The sequence below is a fragment of the Luteolibacter yonseiensis genome (genome assembly GCF_016595465.1).
Taxonomy (GTDB): domain Bacteria; phylum Verrucomicrobiota; class Verrucomicrobiia; order Verrucomicrobiales; family Akkermansiaceae; genus Luteolibacter; species Luteolibacter yonseiensis.
This window is the reverse complement of sequence record NZ_JAENIK010000004.1, coordinates 388,299-404,197: the sequence shown is the minus strand read 5'-3', so window position 1 is coordinate 404,197 and position 15,899 is coordinate 388,299. Positions and strand designations below refer to the sequence as shown.

The window sequence follows — 15,899 nt, the reverse complement described above, 5'->3', positions numbered from 1 at the left end:
ACTTTTTCAAAGACCACATGAAATTTTCCAACATCGTTTTTTCCTGCGTGGGAGCACTGCTCGTTTCCCACGCATCCCTACAGGCCGCCGGTGAAAGCGGGGCCGTGATCCTGACCGAGCAGGGCGTGAAGAACCTCGGGATCGAGACGGTCACGGTCGAGGAGTCCGACTTCGAGGATTCCGCCTTCGCGCTCGGCAGGATCGAGACCATCCCGGGCAGCACGGGTGCCGTCAGCAGCCGGATTTCCGGGCGTCTGGTGGAGCTTCCCGTTTCTCCCGGCGACACCGTTTCCAAAGATCAGGTTGTGGCCCAGGTGGAGAGCCGCCAGCCGGGTGATCCGCCGCCGGTCATTCCTCTCCGCGCACCGGTGGGAGGTCTTGTAATGCACTCGGACGCCCGTCTCGGAGATCCCGTGGAGCCTGACAAGGCACTGCTTGAGATCGCCGACCTGTCCAAGGTTTATGCCGTTGCCCGTGTGCCGGACTACCAGGCGGGATTGCTCAAGCCCGGAGCCAAGGCCCGGATCAGGATTCCAGCGCTCGGGGAAAAGGTCTTCGAGGGAGAGCTGCTCCGCTTCGGCACCGCGGCGGATGCCGAGAACGGCACGATCGACGCGTTTTTCCACATGCCCAATCCGGAAGGAACCCTGCGCCCCAGCATGCGGGCGGAGTTCACCATCGTGAAGTCGATGCGTGCGGGAGTGCTTTCCGTGCCGAAGGAGTCCTTGCAGGGAAATCCGGCCAACCGTCACGTTTACGTGAAACACGCCAAGCTGCCGAACGCCTTCGACAAGGTGATTGTCCAGACAGGTGCGACCAGCAACGACCGGGTGGAAATCGTCGATGGCCTCCTGCCGGGAGACGAGGTCGTCACCCGTGGTTCCTACTCGCTCGGCTTCGCCGGTGGCGGCGGAGGGGTATCCCTCAAGGAAGCGCTTGATGCCGCGCACGGCCACAAGCACAACGAGGACGGCTCGGAAATGAGTGCCGAACAGGCGGCCGCGGCCAAGGCCGGCGGTGGTGATGACGGCCACGACCATGGTGCCGGGAAAGGATCTTCCTCACTGAGGGAGAAGTTCTTCATGGCCACCACGGCGCTGCTCTTCCTCCTCCTCGTCCTCACTTCCATTTTCCGCAAGGGCGGGAAAAACGAAAACTCCGACTTCGCCTGACCCATGCTCAACAAACTCATCCGCTGGGCGCTGCGGAACCGGGCGATCATCCTGTGCCTCGCGGTGCTGATCCTCGCGCTTGGTTTCAAGACAGGCCGCGAGCTGCCGGTGGAGGTCCTGCCGGATCTCACGAAACCGACGGTCACCATTCTCACGGAATCTCCCGGCCTCGCGCCGGAGGAAGTCGAAGCCCTCATCACCCAGCCGATCGAAAATTCGCTCATGGGTGTGTCCGGACTCACCCGGATGCGCTCCACCTCGGACATCTCGCTCTCGCTCGTCTTCGCCGAGTTCGAGTGGGGCACGGACATCTATCGCGCCCGGCAGTTCGTCCAGGAGCGTCTTCAGGGGGCGAACGAATCCCTGCCCGAGGGGACGCAGCCCTATCTCACGCCCGTGGCTTCGCTGATGGGGGAGATCCTGCTCATCGGTGTCAGGAGCACCGACGGCAGCACCTTGCCGATGGACGTCCGCACCCTCGCGGACTGGACCATCCGCACCCGGTTGAAGTCCATCCCCGGCATCGCCGAGGTGCTCAGCCAGGGTGGCGGCGTGAAGCAGGCACAGGTCCAGCCGGATCCCTTCCGCATGCAGGCCAATGGTGTCTCCATCGAGGAACTGGAACAAGCCGTGGCCGATGCCGCGACGAATTCCACCGGCGGCTTCATCGACAAGGGAGCGCAGGAGATCATGGTGCGGAACCTCGCGATGACCGTCGAGCTGGATGACATCGCCCGCACCATCGTGAAGGTCACGAACGGCCGCCCGATCGCCATCTCGGATGTGGCGAAGGTCGCCTGGGGCACCGAACCGAAGCGCGGCGACGCCAGCGTGAACGGCAGCCCGGGGGTGATCATGAGCGTCACCAAGGCCCCGGGATTCGACACCATCGCCCTCACCGGACAAATCGAGAAAGCGATCGAAGGGCTCAAGCCGTCGCTGCCGAAGGACGTGGAGGTCACGGTGTTGTTCCGCCAGCGGGATTTCATCGACCGCGCCATCGGAAACCTGTCGAACGCCATCGTCGAAGGGGCCGTCATGGTGACCGTGGTGCTGTTGCTCTTCCTGCTCAGCATCAGGACCACCTTCATCACGCTGATGGCGATGCCGCTGAGCTTCGCCATCACGCTTCTCACCTTCAAATGGATGGGGCTGAGCGTGAACTCCATGACCTTGGGCGGGCTCGCCGTCGCCATCGGCATGGTGGTGGATGATGCGATCGTGGACGTGGAGAACGTCTTCCGGCGGTTGAAGGAGAATGCGAACCTGCCGGAGCCGCTGCCGAAACTCGAAGTCATCGCCCGCGCTTCCGGCGAGGTCCGGAACTCGATCCTCTACGCGACCATCCTCATCGTGCTGGTGTTCCTCCCCCTGCTGGGCCTGTCCGGTGTGGAGGGACGGCTCTTCGGCCCCATCGCCATCGCGACCATTGTCAGCATGATCGCCTCGTTCGTGGTGTCCCTGACGGCCATACCGGTACTTTGCTCGCTCGTGTTGAAGGTGAGGGCGGGAGGGGATCATGGCCATACGGACGGCAGGTTTGTCCGGGGGCTCAAATGGGTGCTCAAGGTGACCCTGCTCAGACTGAGCCTGAGGCAGCCGGTGATCGTCATCGCCTCTGTTTCGATCCTGTTGGTGCTCGCGCTCGCGCTTTATCCGCAGATGAGCAAGGATTTCCTCCCCGCCTTCCATGAGGAGACGGTCATCGTCACCACGGGGGCCGCGCCGGGTACCTCGCTGGCGGAAATGGAAAACCTTGCGAAGTCGGTGGAGAGCCAGATCCGGCAGGTCCCGGAGGTCCACAACGTCGGCCGCCGGATCGGCCGGGCGGAACGCAGCGACCACGTCGTACCGATTTCCAACGCGGAATTCGACATCGACTTCAAGAAGGGCGAGGGAGGAAGAGGCAACAAGGAGATCCTGGACGACATCCGCGAGCGCATCCGCACCGTGCCGGGAACCTTCAGCGTGCTCTCCGGGCCGCTGTCCCACCGCATCAGCCACCTGCTGAGCGGTGTGACGGCGCCCGTGGCGGTGAAGATCTTCGGGCCGGACCTGGACACCATCACCGACATCGGGGAGAAGGTGCAGGCGGTCGCCAAAACCATTCCAGGTCTGGGGGATGCCAAGCTCGACCAACAGGCGGCCATTCCCCAGCTCCGCATCGAGATCGATCGCGAGCGCGCGCTGGCCCACGGGGTTTCACCCGGTGAGTTGAACTCGGAGCTCTCCACCCTGTTGGGCGGCACGGCGGTCGCGCAGCTCCGCGAGAACCAACGTACCATCGACCTCGCCATCCGCCTGCCGGAGGAGTGGCGCAGCGAGCCGGAGAAAATCCGCGAGTTGCCCATCCACACCAAGACCGGACGGAACATCCCGCTCAAGCTGGTGGCGGACGTGAGGGAGGCCTCGGGCCCCAGCTCCGTGCATCGTGAGAACATGCAGCGGCGCTATGTCATCTCCATCACGCCGACGGAGCGCAACGCGGGCGAACTCGTGAGACGGCTCCAGGAGAAGGTCGCCGAGGAGATCAAGACTCCGGACGGGGTTTTCATCAGCTACGAGGGCGAGTTCCAGGCGGAGCAGGCCGCCGCCCGGCGGATCGCCCTGCTCTTCGCGGGCATCCTCGTGGTGATCATCATGCTGTTGTGGTCCTATTTCAAGAGCCTCACGCTCGCGATCCAGGTGCTGCTGAATCTCCCGCTGGCCCTCATGGGCAGCCTCGCGCTGACATGGCTGCTGGTCGGAAACATCAGCGTCGCCACGCTTGTCGGCTTCATCGCCGTGGGCGGTGTGGCCGCGCGGAACGGCATCATGATGATCTCCCACTACCTGCACCTCATGCGGCACGAGGGGGAAGGGTTCACCTATTCCATGATCGAGCGCGGCACGCTGGAGCGGTTCGTGCCGGTCACGATGACCGCCTTGTCCGCGGGCATCGCGCTCATTCCCTTCGTCCTTTCGCGGGGGGAACCGGGCAAGGAGATCCTCAGCCCGGTGGCCATCTGCATCGTCGGCGGCCTCATCACCTCCACGCTGCTCGACTTCGCGGTGACGCCGGCCGTTTTCCGCCTTTTCGGCAGAAAGGCCGCCGCCAGGGCGCTCGAGCTGAACGCCCCCGCCGCCCAATGATCCATCCTGTTTCCAACAACCAAACCATAGAAAAACACCATAGATGAAATTGAAACTGACGACCCTGCCCCTGCTCATCGCCCTCATCGGAAGCCCGTTGGCCTCCGCCGAGGAAAAGCACGACCACTCCAAGGAGGAACATGCCGGACACGATCATGGCAAGGAGGACGACGACCACGACCATGACGCCAGGAAAGGACCGAACGGAGGTACGGTCGTGGAATCGAAAGCCGGGTTCACCATCGAGGTTTCCGTAGGCAAGGACCGCAAGGCCCGCGTCGTCTTCCTCGACAAGGAACTGAAGGCGGCGGCCCTTGAGGCGCAGTCGATCACCGGTATCGCCGGCGAGCGTTCGGCTCCCGTGAAGCTCACCTTCGCCAAAGGCAAGGATGCGGACGCCAACGTGCTCATCTCCGACCAGGCCCTGCCCGAGGGAGCCCACGTGCCGCTGAACCTCGTCATCAAGACGACGGCCGACGCCAAGGCGGTGAGCGAGAAACTCGAACTGCACATGCATTGATCCCGACCCGCCCGCGCCGCCGCATCAGTGGCGGCGCGGGTGGTCCGATCCCGGTTTCCCATGCGAAGACGAGGCCGGATCCGGAAGCCGTCCTTTCTTCGCGGCATTTTTCATTCTATCATCCCCACCGATGGCGCACCACGAACATGACCACACTCCGCCACCGGTGAAGAAGTCCGGTTGCACCAGTTGCGAACATTGCCATGAGGACAGTTCCCTGCCCCAAGGAACGCTCGTCGCGGCGGCGGGGGCTTTCACCGGCGTGGGTCTGCTGGTGGACTGGCTTTTTCCGCATCTGGAATTGTTCGGCACCATCGCCTTCGCCGCCGCCACGGTGGCGGGCGGGTTACTGGTGTTTCCCGCCGCTTGGGGTGCGCTGAAGGTGCGGCGGCTGGACATCAACGTGCTCATGGCCGTCGCGGTCGTGGGGGCATGGCTCATTGGCGAGGGAGCGGAGGCCGCGAGCGTGGTGTTTCTTTTTTCGCTCTCCGAGCTTCTCGAATCATGGGCGTCCGGCCGCGCTCGGCAGGCGGTGGATTCGCTGCTCAAGCTTTCGCCGCCGACGGCGATCGTGAGAAATTCGGATGGTTCGGAGCAGGAGATTCCGGTGGGCGAGGTCGCCGTGGACCGGGAGATCCTCATCCGCAGCGGCAGCCGCATTCCGCTGGATGGCCAGGTGGTTTCAGGAAATTCCGCGGTCAACCAGGCACCCATTACCGGGGAGTCCGTGCCGGTGGAAAAGAAATCCGGCGATCCGGTTTACGCGGGCACGGTGAATGCGGAGGGATCGCTCGTCGTCCGGGTGACCAAGCCGGCTTCGGAGTCCACGCTCGCCCGCATCATCCAGCTCGTCGGCGAGGCGGAGGAGAACAAGCCGCCGACGCAGCGTTTCATCGACCGCTTCGCCAGGATTTACACTCCCGCCGTTTTCGCGATCGCGATTCTTGTGGCGCTCGTTCCTCCCCTGCTGTTCGGGGAGCCGTGGTTGTTCTGGATCTATCGCTCGCTTGTGTTGCTGGTGATTTCCTGCCCGTGCGCCCTGGTGATCGCCACGCCCGTCAGCATTGTTTCCGGGCTCACCGCGCTCGCCCGCCGGGGTGTGCTGGTGAAAGGTGGCGTACATCTGGAGGAGGTTGGAAAGCTCCGTGCCCTCGCGGTCGACAAGACCGGTACGATCACACAAGGAAAGCCACAGGTTGTCGGGATCATGCCGCTGGGCGGGTTGTCGGAAGAAGAGGTGCTTCGCACCGCCGCCGCGATCAACACGCATTCGGAGCATCCGCTCGCCCTCGCCATTGTGGAGGCCGCCCGCTCGAAGGGTATCTCGTTCGAGCCTGCGGGTGACTACGTTTCGGTCACCGGCCAAGGCGCGCGGGCGACGGTGGAAGGACATCCCTATTTCATCGGCAACCACCGCATGGCCCACGAAACGGGGATCTGCACGCCGGAGGTGGAGGCCGTTCTCGCAACCGTCGAGGCCAAGGGCCAATCCCTCGCCATCCTCGGCCACCTGCCGCACGAAGGATGCGCGGGAAGGATTCTCGGTATCGTCGCCATCGCGGATACCCTGCGTCCGGAGGTTGTCGAGGCGCTCCGCCTCATCCATGCGGCGGGCATTGAAAAAGTCGTCATGCTCAGCGGGGACAACCAGCGCACCGCCTCCGCCATCGCGAAGCTGGCGGGCATCGACGAAGCCATCGGCGATCTCATGCCGGATCAGAAGGTCGGGCACGTCCGCGAACTCGTCAGCCGGTATGCCCACGTCGGCATGATTGGGGACGGGGTGAACGACGCGCCCGCGCTCGCCGTGGCCGGCGTCGGCTTCGCCATGGGGGCCATCGGCAGCGACACGGCCATCGAGACCGCGGACATCGCCCTGATGAAGGACGACCTGACGCGGGTCGCGGAAACCGTGCTGGTCGGCAGGCGCACCCTGCGGATCATCCGCTTCAACGTCGCCTTCGCGCTCGGCATCAAGGCGGTGGTCCTGGTCCTCGCCTTCATGGGAGTAGCGGGCCTGTGGCTGGCGATCCTCGCGGACACGGGGGCGACCCTGCTGGTGATCCTGAATTCGTTGAGGTTGCTGGGGCGTGTGAATTCCGAGTGAGGGGAGTCATGCCAGCCTCGGCAAATGAGGTGAGGAGATGCCGGTCGGATTTTCCTGTTCGTAGTCCAGCCATTTATGGCGTCTTTCGTGCGCTTGGAAGACGCCATAAATGGCTGGACGACATACGAAGAATCTCCTGTGACCCGCCCGTTGTTTCACAACTCTGCGAGATCCGGATTCCAGACAATCTCCCACAGATGTTTGTCGGGATCCTGGAAGTAGCCGGAGTAACCTCCCCAGAAGGTGTCATGCGCTTCTTTCACGATGGTCGCCCCGGCCTGCTCCGCCTGCCGCATGACCGCGTCCACTTCCTCCTTCGAGTCCACGTTGTGACCCAGGGTGAAATCCGTGGGGGCGGCGGCGCTGACAGGGATGCCGGTGTCATGGGCGATGCTTTTCCGGGGCCAGACGGCCAGCTTGATTCCTTGTTGCAGGTCGAAAAACGCGACCGCTCCATGTTCGAACTCGGTTCCGATGATGCCTTTGCTCGGCAGACCGAGGCCGTCCTTGTAAAAGGAAAAGGCCCTTTCGAGGTCGTCCACGCCGAGGGTGATGACGGTGATGTGGGGTTTCATGGAATGTGATGGCTATTCGCCTTGTGCCTCGGATCTGTTTCTAAAATACAGGGCCACCTCGTCGAGGTTGTGGAGGTAGCGTTTCTTTCCCTCCTCCGGAATGAATGCGATATACATGTCTTTCTGTCGATCCAGCGGAACCTTGACCACAAAATAGGCTGTCTCTCCATGAATGGAGAGAGGTCTCAGCCAGCAGACGAACAGCGGGAACACAGGATCGCCTGACATCAATCTCACGCCTCTGTTCAAATCGGGGTGCCGCAATGCTTCCTGATACACTTTCGAATCCATCTGAAACTTGAAGGTCTGGCTCTTGCCTGCGACGCCCGCGTGTGAGGCGACATTCGGAGGGGACCAGCTGATCAATTTGGAATCGGACGCTTCACCAAGTTTCACCATCACATCGTCATATCTGTGGACCTCGGCAAAGTCGTATTCCGATTCTTCGGTTTTATCGCCGGAAGCCTTGCCCTCTTCGAAAGGACTTTTGTCCTGTCCCATCAGGATGCCGACAGGGAGGAGCCAGAGCAATGCGTGTTTCATATCGACAGAGGACGTTGGAAATTTTTCCGGACCATCGAAGCCGGTTCAAGCGACGCACTCATTTCTCCCGGACGATGTTCGGTTGGGACGTCAGGAGCTGCCAGTCGTAGCGGCATTTCAGGGCTTCCTCGCGGGCGCGGGTGTCGGTGATCCGTTCGATGGCGCGGTTGGCTCCCTGGATGTCGCCGCGGGCCCACATGCGGCCGAGGGTCAGCTCGACCAGCCCCCACTCGCGATGCCAGGAGCCGGCGGGGAGTTTTTCGAGCCACGCCTGGCCGGCGGCGGGGTCGTTGAGGAGTTTTTCCGAAATGGCGAGATTGAACACCGCGCGGGTTTCCTGCCGTTCCGGGAAGGTGAGCGCCCATTCGGCGAGGGCATTGCGGTCGGTCTGGAAGCCTCGCAGCTTGTTGGCGATGTCCTCTTTGGCAAAAATATCCCATTGTTCCGCCTGGATCGCCCGGTCGATGGCGAAGAGGAGGGCGGGGGAGCGGTTGTCCACCTGGGCGAGAAGGAGCCGGGCGGCCTGGGCCTGGTCGGCGGCGGGGATTTTTTCCCACTCTTCGGAGAATTTGGTGACTTCCAGTCCGCGCATGGAGTTCGCCCATTCAGCCATCCGCACGGTGCGCTGCGGGCCGGGGGGCAGGTCGTTCCACTCCCCGGCGAGTTTGGCGGGAGCATCGGTCGAGGGAGTGCGGAGGAAGATTTCCGCGAGGCGGCGTTCGATCTGGTCCGGAGATCCGATGCCTGCGAGCTTGGTGAGAAGTTTGGCGCGGATTTCCGGGGTGAGCGGGTTCTCCCGATCGAAAATGCGGTTCATCGCATCGAACCGGAAATTGACCGGGATTTCGTTGAGGATCGAGAGGGTGAATTCCGGGTCTTTGGTGGCGGCGTTCCTGACCCAGGTTCCTGCGAGGAGCGCGCTGGCCATCGGGTTCCGGCTGAGAGCGGCCCAAGAGGATTCCGGGTGCTCGTGGAATTCGGTGGCGAAGGCGGATGCGAGTGCTTCACGGTGGAAGGGATCGGGCGAGGGGCCGTCCCATGCTTCACCGAGGAAGGCTTGCAGCGCTCCATCCAGATCCACTTTCGCCCAAGCGGTGAGAAGCTGTGACTGGGCGGCGACGCGATCCACCGTGTTGAAAGGTTTCTCGGCGAGGGCGGCCCATGCGGCGCGGAAAGCGGCGGACTTGCTCTGGCCGATGGTGGTGCGTGAGGCGGGTTTGGTGGAGGTTTTTCTGGAATCCGGGGAATCGACGGCGGTTTGGCGCCGGTCGCCAGTTTCTGGTCCTGTCTGCCCCTGCCGGGAGAAATGCGGGAGCGCGTTGGCCGCGAGCGCGACGCCCAGGGCGATGGCGCCGAGGTGGGTGATGATTTTCAGGGCGGGTTTCATCGGTGGCTGGCGATGCGTTTTTTGAGTTCCGGATCCGAAACCTGGCTGCGGAGATCTTCCGCGAGCCCGGGGTTTTTCGCATTCACGGCGCGGGCGAGAGAGTAGAGGGCCATTTCCCGGTCCAGGCCGGGAGGGAGGGCCCGGACCCATTCGACGTAACCTTCCTGCAGACGTTCGTTATTCTTGTAGCCGCGCAGGTTCCACGCGTCCAACCTGTCGTCCCACTGTTCCGGTGTGTCGCTGGGAATCTGTTCGAGGAGTTCGAGGAACTTGGAGGGTTCGACGTTATCGAAATGGGTGCGGGACACGAGCAGGGCGAATTCGCTGCGTTTGTCGTCCGGCATGTCTTTCAGCAGGACCATGGCTGCGGCCGGGTTTTCTTCGGAAAGCTCGCGGAATACGAAATTCCGCAAATCATCGGGCTGGCTCCTTGCGAGTTCGGGAGTGCCCGCGCTGACGACCGTCATGATTTTCTCCGCCGTGGCCTGGCCGTTGCGGAATGCGAACGCCCAGTCCCGGTCCTCGGAAAGCAGCCTGCCCACATCACCGGAAATGATCCGGGCGAGGTCCCCTCCGTTTGCCAGACGCATATCGAGGGGGAGAGAGGAATCCCCGATGATCGAGTTACGGGCCATGGGATTTTCTGAAATCTTCTTTCTGAAATCTTCCGGCAGCGATTCGTCCGCGAGCAACCCGGCGATGTAGCCGCCGTGTCCTTCGATGTTTCGTCTGTGGGTCGTGAGCAACATCGGTTCGTCCATTTCCACCGCGAGCCGGATCAGGGCCGTGGTCTTGTCAGCGGGCCAGTTCTGCCCGATGTTGATTACAAGGCGCCGCCAGTCCTCCGGATTGGAGGCGTGGGCATCCGGGATGAGCAATTGTCTGGCTTTCAGGATTCCCGCGATGTCCCCGCTTTTCGCAAGCGACCGTCCAAGATCGCCGGAAAGCTGGTGTTTGCATCCCTCGGCATGTACCAGTTGTGCCAGCACCCCCTCCACTCCCGAGCGCCGGTAGATTTCCGGTTCCAAGCTGAACAAGAGCGAGACGCCGAGGCCGACGCCGCGCTTTTTCGGGTCCGCGCGCAACCAGTCGAAGAATGCCTTCGAGTCATGGTTCATCCAGTGGAAGACCAGGGCGGCCATCTCCACGAATTTTCCTTCGTCAGGTCCCGCTTCCACGGCTTCGAGTTCCTTGGCGAAATCCGCCGGAATATCGATACTGGCGATGCGGTCGAGAATGTTCTGGCTCGTTTGTCTGATGGTATCGTCCGTTCTCTGATCGTAAACCTCCCGTCGGTTTTCCAAGAATGCCAGGATGGGCGCGAGGATTTCCTCCACCGCCTTTGTGTCTTTCGGCGTCCGGTCCGTCGTCTTTGTGTCTTTTGACGTCCTGTCCGTCGACTTGGTCCGGGCGGCGGGAGGTTCCGTGGTGGAGAAACCGGGGCCTTGGAAACCAGAGGCTTGGTAGGCCGCCCAGCCCACGGCGATGGCCAAGGCGTGGGTAAGTGCGATGAATCCGGTGCGAGGGATGGGTTTCATGGAGTCCAACGGATTTGGGATATCGGTTTCCGTTGTTCCGAGAAATCACATTGCGGGGCGGGAGCCAAGGAATCTGTTAGGAATTGCGGGATTCCCGGGAATTTTAAAAAATTCCCGTTTTTCGGGTTGCCAGTGGCGAAACTGGTCCATAGCTTCCGCCTCCCGCGATTTTTAACCTCATTCCGAGATGTCCAAGCACAACAGCCTCAAGTCCAATGCCACCGTCGGCGGCAAACGTTCCGTCCTCAAGCGCTTCGAGCGCGTCAAACTCCTCAAGGAGCGTGGCGAATGGAAAGACGGCAAGTCCCCAGTCGGACTTCCAAAGACCAAGCACGAGGGTTAATCCTCTGACTTCCAATATTTTCTAAATCGCGCGGAGTCCCACGGGCTTCGCGCCTTTTGCATTTCCTCCATCACCACCACCATGGCAACCAACGACGGCACCCGTCTCAACAAATACCTCGCGTCCTGCGCCGTCGGTTCGCGCCGCGCTTGTGACGAACTCATCAAGGCCGGACGCGTGGAGGTGAACGGCACGCCGTGCCTCAACATGGGCACCCGCATTTCCGATGGGGATCACGTGAAGGTGGACGGCAAACGGGTTTCCCCGCGTGAGACGATGATCATCGCCTTCCACAAGCCGCGTGGATTCGTCTGCACCCGTGAGGACGAGCTGGGCCGGGATACCATTTATTCGCTGCTTCCGGAATCCCTCCACTCGCTGCACCACGTCGGGAGGCTGGACATGGACTCGGAAGGGCTGCTCATTCTCACCAACGATGGCGATCTTTCCCAGCAGCTCATGCACCCTTCGAAGTCGGTGGAGAAGGAATACCTCGTGACCTCGAACCAGGCGTTCGAAAACTCCCACCTCGACCAGTTTCTGGAAGGGGTTTACACGGATGAGGGGAAACTCAAGGCGAAGGCCATCGAGCGGCTTTCCCCGCGCCGCCTCAAGGTGGTGCTGGACCACGGCGCGAAGCGCCAGATCCGGGTGATGTTCGAGTCTCTCGGCTATCAGGTGACCAAGCTGCTCCGCGTCCGCATCGGCGCCCTGTGGCTCGGCGATCTGGAACCCGGCGGCTGGGCCATGCTGAACGCGCTGGAAGTGCAGATGCTCCTTGGGAATGAAAAGCCTGCGAAGAAGCGGGCGGCCGGACAGGACGAGCGGAAGAGGCGGTAGGGCTTTTTCCTCAAGGTCCGCACCAGGGAAAATCAGACCGATTCCTGCTGGTTACGGCGGACTGGCACTGCGGATGGCGTCACAGGGAGCGGCGGAACGCGTCCGCCGTGCCGATGAAGGGCTGATGAAACGAGGGAATTCGCTTGTCATTGGTTTCTCAGGAAACGGGCGATCACGTATCGCCCCTCCCCGGGCTGGATGAGCCGCATGATCTTCGCTCCTGCGGGTCGGAAATTTCACGACAAAGAGCGGGTGGGCAAGCGCCCCGCTCCCTTGTCATACTCCAAAAATCCCGGTCCGACCGGTTCTGGGGACTTGCCGGGCGCGGGATGGCTTCCTAGTTTGCGGAAGTAACGCGGGAAATCCACTTCTCCCGCGGCAATTTTCCCAACCCATGAGCGCCAAGAAAGCCACGCCCGATCACGACCACGACGCCATTCACAAGCCGTCCAAGGAATTCTCCGTAAAAGCCCGCATCCCTTCGATGGCGGCCTACAAGAAGCTCTACAAGGAATCCATCGACAAGCCGGACAAGTTCTGGGCGCGCGAGGCGAAGGAGCTGGTGTGGCAGAAGCCGTGGAGCAAGGTGCTCAACTGGAAAGCCCCGAACGCGACCTGGTTCGAGGGCGGAAAACTCAACGTCTGCGAGAACTGCGTGGACCGCCACGCCGCCGGCCCCCGGAAAAACAAGGCCGCGATCATCTGGGAGGGCGAACCCGGCGACAAGCGCACCATCACCTACGGCCAGCTTCAGAAAGAGGTCTGCCGTTTCGCCAACGTGCTGGTGAAAAACGGCGTGAAAGCCAAGGATCGCGTGCTCATCTACATGCCGATGGTCCCGGAGGCCGCCATCGCGATGCTCGCCTGCGCCCGTATCGGAGCGGTGCACACCGTGGTTTTCGGAGGATTCGCTTCCGAGGCGATCGTGGATCGTCTCGAGGATTCCGGCGCGACGGTCATTCTCACCGCCGACGGCGGCTGGCGGCGCGGCAAGGTTGTCCCGCTCAAGCCGGTGGTCGATGAGGCCTTGGTGAAATACAAGAGCGTGAGGCGCGTCATCGTGCTGAACCGTTGCGGAAATGAAATTTCCATGGATGCCGACCGCGACGCGTGGTGGCACGAGGAGGTGGCCGCCGCATCGTCGAAGCACGTCGCCAAGGCGTTTGATTCCGAGCATCCGCTGTTCGTGCTCTACACTTCCGGCTCCACAGGAAAACCCAAAGGTATCCTCCACACTTCCGGCGGCTACCTCACCGGTACCTACTCCACCTGCAAATACATTTTCGACATGCGGGACGAGGACGTCTACTGGTGCACCGCCGATGTCGGCTGGATCACCGGACACTCCTACATCGTCTATGGTCCGCTCGCGAACGGCGTCACCCAGGTGATGTACGAGGGCGCGCCGAATGCCCCGGATTTCGGGCGCTTCTGGAAAATGATCGAGGAACACGGCGTCACCATTTTCTACACCGCCCCCACGGCGATCCGCGCCTTCATCAAGGCCGGCGACCATTTCCCGGCGGCACATGATCTTTCCTCGCTGCGGTTGCTCGGCTCTGTGGGCGAACCGATCAACCCGGAAGCCTGGAACTGGTATCACAAGCATATCGGCGGCGGCAGGTGCCCCATCGTCGACACCTGGTGGCAGACCGAAACGGGTGCCATCCTCATCTCACCGCTCCCCGGCGCGACTCCGTGCAAGGCGGGCACCGCGACGCATCCGTTTTTCGGGATCGATGCCGCCATCCTCGACGACGCGGGGAACGAGTGCAAGCCGGGGCAGGACGGTCGCCTCGTCATCCGCAAGCCATGGCCTTCCATGATCCGCACGATCTACGGTGACAAGGAGCGTTACAAGAAGACCTATTGGTCCGACTATCCCGGTCTCTACACCGCGGGCGACGGAGCGCGCCGCGACAAGGCCGGGAATTTCTGGATCATCGGCCGTCTGGACGACGTGCTCAATGTCTCCGGCCACCGTCTCGGCACGGCGGAGATCGAGAGCGCCCTCGTCTCGCACCCCGCCGTCGCGGAGGCCGCCGTGGTCGGCCGCCCGGATGACATGAAAGGCCAGGCGGTCGCCGCGTTCGTCACCTTGAAGGGCGGTTTCAACGAGTCGCCGGAACTGCAGGCTGAACTGCGGAACCACGTGGGAAAGGTCATCGGAGCGATCGCCAAACCGGACGACCTCCATTTCGCCCCCGGCCTGCCGAAAACGCGCTCGGGAAAAATCATGCGACGGCTCTTGAAAGAACTCGTCTGTACGGGCAAGATCTCCGGGAACATTACCACCCTCGAAGACTTCACCGTCATCGAGTCCCTCCAACGAAAGATCGCGAAGCCGGTCTAACGCATTCCTAATGACGTCCTCCCGCTACTACATCGCCCGGTTCGCCCAAGCGTTCGGCTATTTCAGGAAAAACCAGCGGATGTCCGACGCCGCGAGCGAAATGCACCTGCTGCGCGAGGCCGAGGCGCAGCTGGGCTTCCTGATCTGGGAGCGGGTTGAGAATATCGAGGAACTTTCCGTGGAATATTGGAACCTGCGGAGGTTCATCAAGGAGAAGGAGGACGTCAACAACCGGCTCGCCGAGTGCCAGACACGGCTCGACCAGGCCCATGAGGAGCGTGCGACCGTCCTGAACAGCATCCCGGAGGTGCACCAAGAGCTTGCCGAAGAGCGTGTCACCCTGCTCACCGAACTCGAAAAGCTCGCGCACAAGCGGGATGAGATCGTCGCGGAAGCCCGCGAGGTCCGCCGTTCCTACGACGGACTCAAGATGAAGCTCGAGGTGCTCACCAAGGAGGCTCCCAGCGCGGCATTTGACAAGGAGCAGGTGAACAAGCTGAAGACCCGCCTTGGTGAACTGAAAAACCGGTTTGCCGACCTCAAGCAGCAACGGATCGACATCGGTGCCGAGATTGAAGCCGGTGACGCGAAGGTGGACGCCGTGGATGCCCAGCTCGCCGAGAAGAAAAAAGGCCGCCGCATCCATGCTTCGGAAGCGTTCCAGGTCATCGGGGACGGCAACAAGGAAATGTCCGTCCTCCGCGCGGAGAGCGCCGTCCTGGACACCCAGATGCGGCAGCTTTATGCGGAAATCGGGCGGTTTGTCAGCCGCCACGCCGGGCAACACGCCCCCTGCGCCGAAGCCGCGTCGCCTCACCAAGGGCTCGTCGACGTCATGCGAGCGCTCCGCCGCTCCATCGCGCTGAACCACAGGCTGGCGGGGACGGCGTGAGGCGGTGGCTGCCATCACGCTCGGTTCGGAAGCTTTCCCGGCAGAGCTTGATCCGTATTTGACGCAGGAGCCTGTAATTCCAGATTCCCCTGAGATGACTGAAACGCCTACTCAACCGCAGACCAAAAAGAGTTGCTCAGTCCTCACCGCGGTTTTGGTGGTCTTCGTGTCCCTGCTGCTTGGTGCCTTGTTGTTAGGGACGGAGTTTTCACTGACTTTCGGCTCGCTGGCTTCCCTTCGGATTGTTCGTAATGTCGTCCTGACCGTGCTCTGGCCTCTCAACCCGTTCGGGACGATCGGCTGGCTGCTTTGTGTGAAGAGGATGGCGGGCCTGCAGGCCTCGATTTGGATTTTCCTTCTGGGATCGGCGTTGTCTGGTGTGATGTGGGGCCATGTGGCAGGAGCCATCACACGCTGCCGGGCCGGGAAGAGGGATAGGAAAAAGCGCTGGTGATGCGGATGGGCACGCCCACCGCCTCTCTTCCCGCTTCTCGCCG

The 15,899-nt window shown here is 62.2% G+C and carries 13 protein-coding genes; 9 read left to right on the top strand and 4 right to left on the bottom strand.

Annotated features, from left to right (window positions below; all coding sequences use genetic code 11):
- Positions 1–17 precede the first annotated feature (17 nt).
- The 4 genes from JIN84_RS03285 to JIN84_RS03270 all read left to right on the top strand — a co-directional run bounded on the left by JIN84_RS03285 (position 18) and on the right by JIN84_RS03270 (position 6,931).
- Positions 18–1,172 (top strand): efflux RND transporter periplasmic adaptor subunit, encoded by a 1,155-nt coding sequence (locus JIN84_RS03285; protein WP_200349577.1) that lies wholly within the window; start codon positions 18–20, stop codon positions 1,170–1,172.
- Positions 1,173–1,175: 3 nt separating this feature from the next.
- Positions 1,176–4,304, top strand: a complete 3,129-nt coding sequence (locus JIN84_RS03280) for an efflux RND transporter permease subunit (protein WP_200349576.1) — start codon at positions 1,176–1,178, stop codon at positions 4,302–4,304.
- Positions 4,305–4,347: 43 nt separating this feature from the next.
- Positions 4,348–4,824 (top strand): hypothetical protein, encoded by a 477-nt coding sequence (locus JIN84_RS03275; protein WP_200349575.1) that lies wholly within the window; start codon positions 4,348–4,350, stop codon positions 4,822–4,824.
- Between the two features lie 130 nt (positions 4,825–4,954).
- Complete coding sequence (locus JIN84_RS03270) at positions 4,955–6,931, top strand: heavy metal translocating P-type ATPase (protein ID WP_200349574.1); 1,977 nt, start codon at positions 4,955–4,957, stop codon at positions 6,929–6,931.
- Between the two features lie 155 nt (positions 6,932–7,086).
- On the opposite strand, the gene JIN84_RS03265 is transcribed toward JIN84_RS03270, so the two are convergent.
- The 4 genes from JIN84_RS03265 to JIN84_RS03250 are packed head-to-tail and all read right to left on the bottom strand — an operon-like array spanning position 7,087 to position 10,974.
- Complete coding sequence (locus JIN84_RS03265) at positions 7,087–7,506, bottom strand: VOC family protein (RefSeq protein WP_200349573.1); 420 nt, start codon at positions 7,504–7,506, stop codon at positions 7,087–7,089.
- A gap of 12 nt (positions 7,507–7,518) precedes the next feature.
- Positions 7,519–8,049 (bottom strand): hypothetical protein, encoded by a 531-nt coding sequence (locus tag JIN84_RS03260; RefSeq protein ID WP_234043159.1) that lies wholly within the window; start codon positions 8,047–8,049, stop codon positions 7,519–7,521.
- A gap of 58 nt (positions 8,050–8,107) precedes the next feature.
- On the bottom strand, positions 8,108–9,436 hold the full coding sequence (locus JIN84_RS03255) for a hypothetical protein (RefSeq protein ID WP_200349571.1): 1,329 nt from the start codon (positions 9,434–9,436) through the stop codon (positions 8,108–8,110).
- Positions 9,433–10,974, bottom strand: a complete 1,542-nt coding sequence (locus JIN84_RS03250; protein ID WP_200349570.1) for a hypothetical protein — start codon at positions 10,972–10,974, stop codon at positions 9,433–9,435. Before JIN84_RS03250 ends, JIN84_RS03255 begins: the two co-directional genes overlap by 4 nt.
- A gap of 187 nt (positions 10,975–11,161) precedes the next feature.
- On the opposite strand from JIN84_RS03250, the gene JIN84_RS03245 reads away from it, so the two are divergent.
- The 5 genes from JIN84_RS03245 to JIN84_RS03225 all read left to right on the top strand — a co-directional run bounded on the left by JIN84_RS03245 (position 11,162) and on the right by JIN84_RS03225 (position 15,856).
- Positions 11,162–11,317: a small basic protein gene (locus JIN84_RS03245; RefSeq protein WP_200349569.1), complete on the top strand. Its 156-nt coding sequence runs from the start codon at positions 11,162–11,164 to the stop codon at positions 11,315–11,317.
- Between the two features lie 81 nt (positions 11,318–11,398).
- Entirely contained in the window at positions 11,399–12,157 is a 759-nt protein-coding gene (locus tag JIN84_RS03240) for a pseudouridine synthase (RefSeq protein WP_200349568.1), read from the top strand.
- Between the two features lie 394 nt (positions 12,158–12,551).
- Positions 12,552–14,510, top strand: coding sequence for an acetate--CoA ligase (acs, locus tag JIN84_RS03235; RefSeq protein ID WP_200349567.1), 1,959 nt, complete (start codon positions 12,552–12,554; stop codon positions 14,508–14,510).
- A 10-nt stretch (positions 14,511–14,520) separates the two neighbouring features.
- Complete coding sequence (locus JIN84_RS03230; RefSeq protein ID WP_200349566.1) at positions 14,521–15,402, top strand: hypothetical protein; 882 nt, start codon at positions 14,521–14,523, stop codon at positions 15,400–15,402.
- A gap of 166 nt (positions 15,403–15,568) precedes the next feature.
- A complete protein-coding gene (locus tag JIN84_RS03225; protein ID WP_200349565.1) occupies positions 15,569–15,856 on the top strand; it encodes a hypothetical protein in 288 nt (95 codons plus the stop codon).
- Positions 15,857–15,899: the final 43 nt, after the last annotated feature.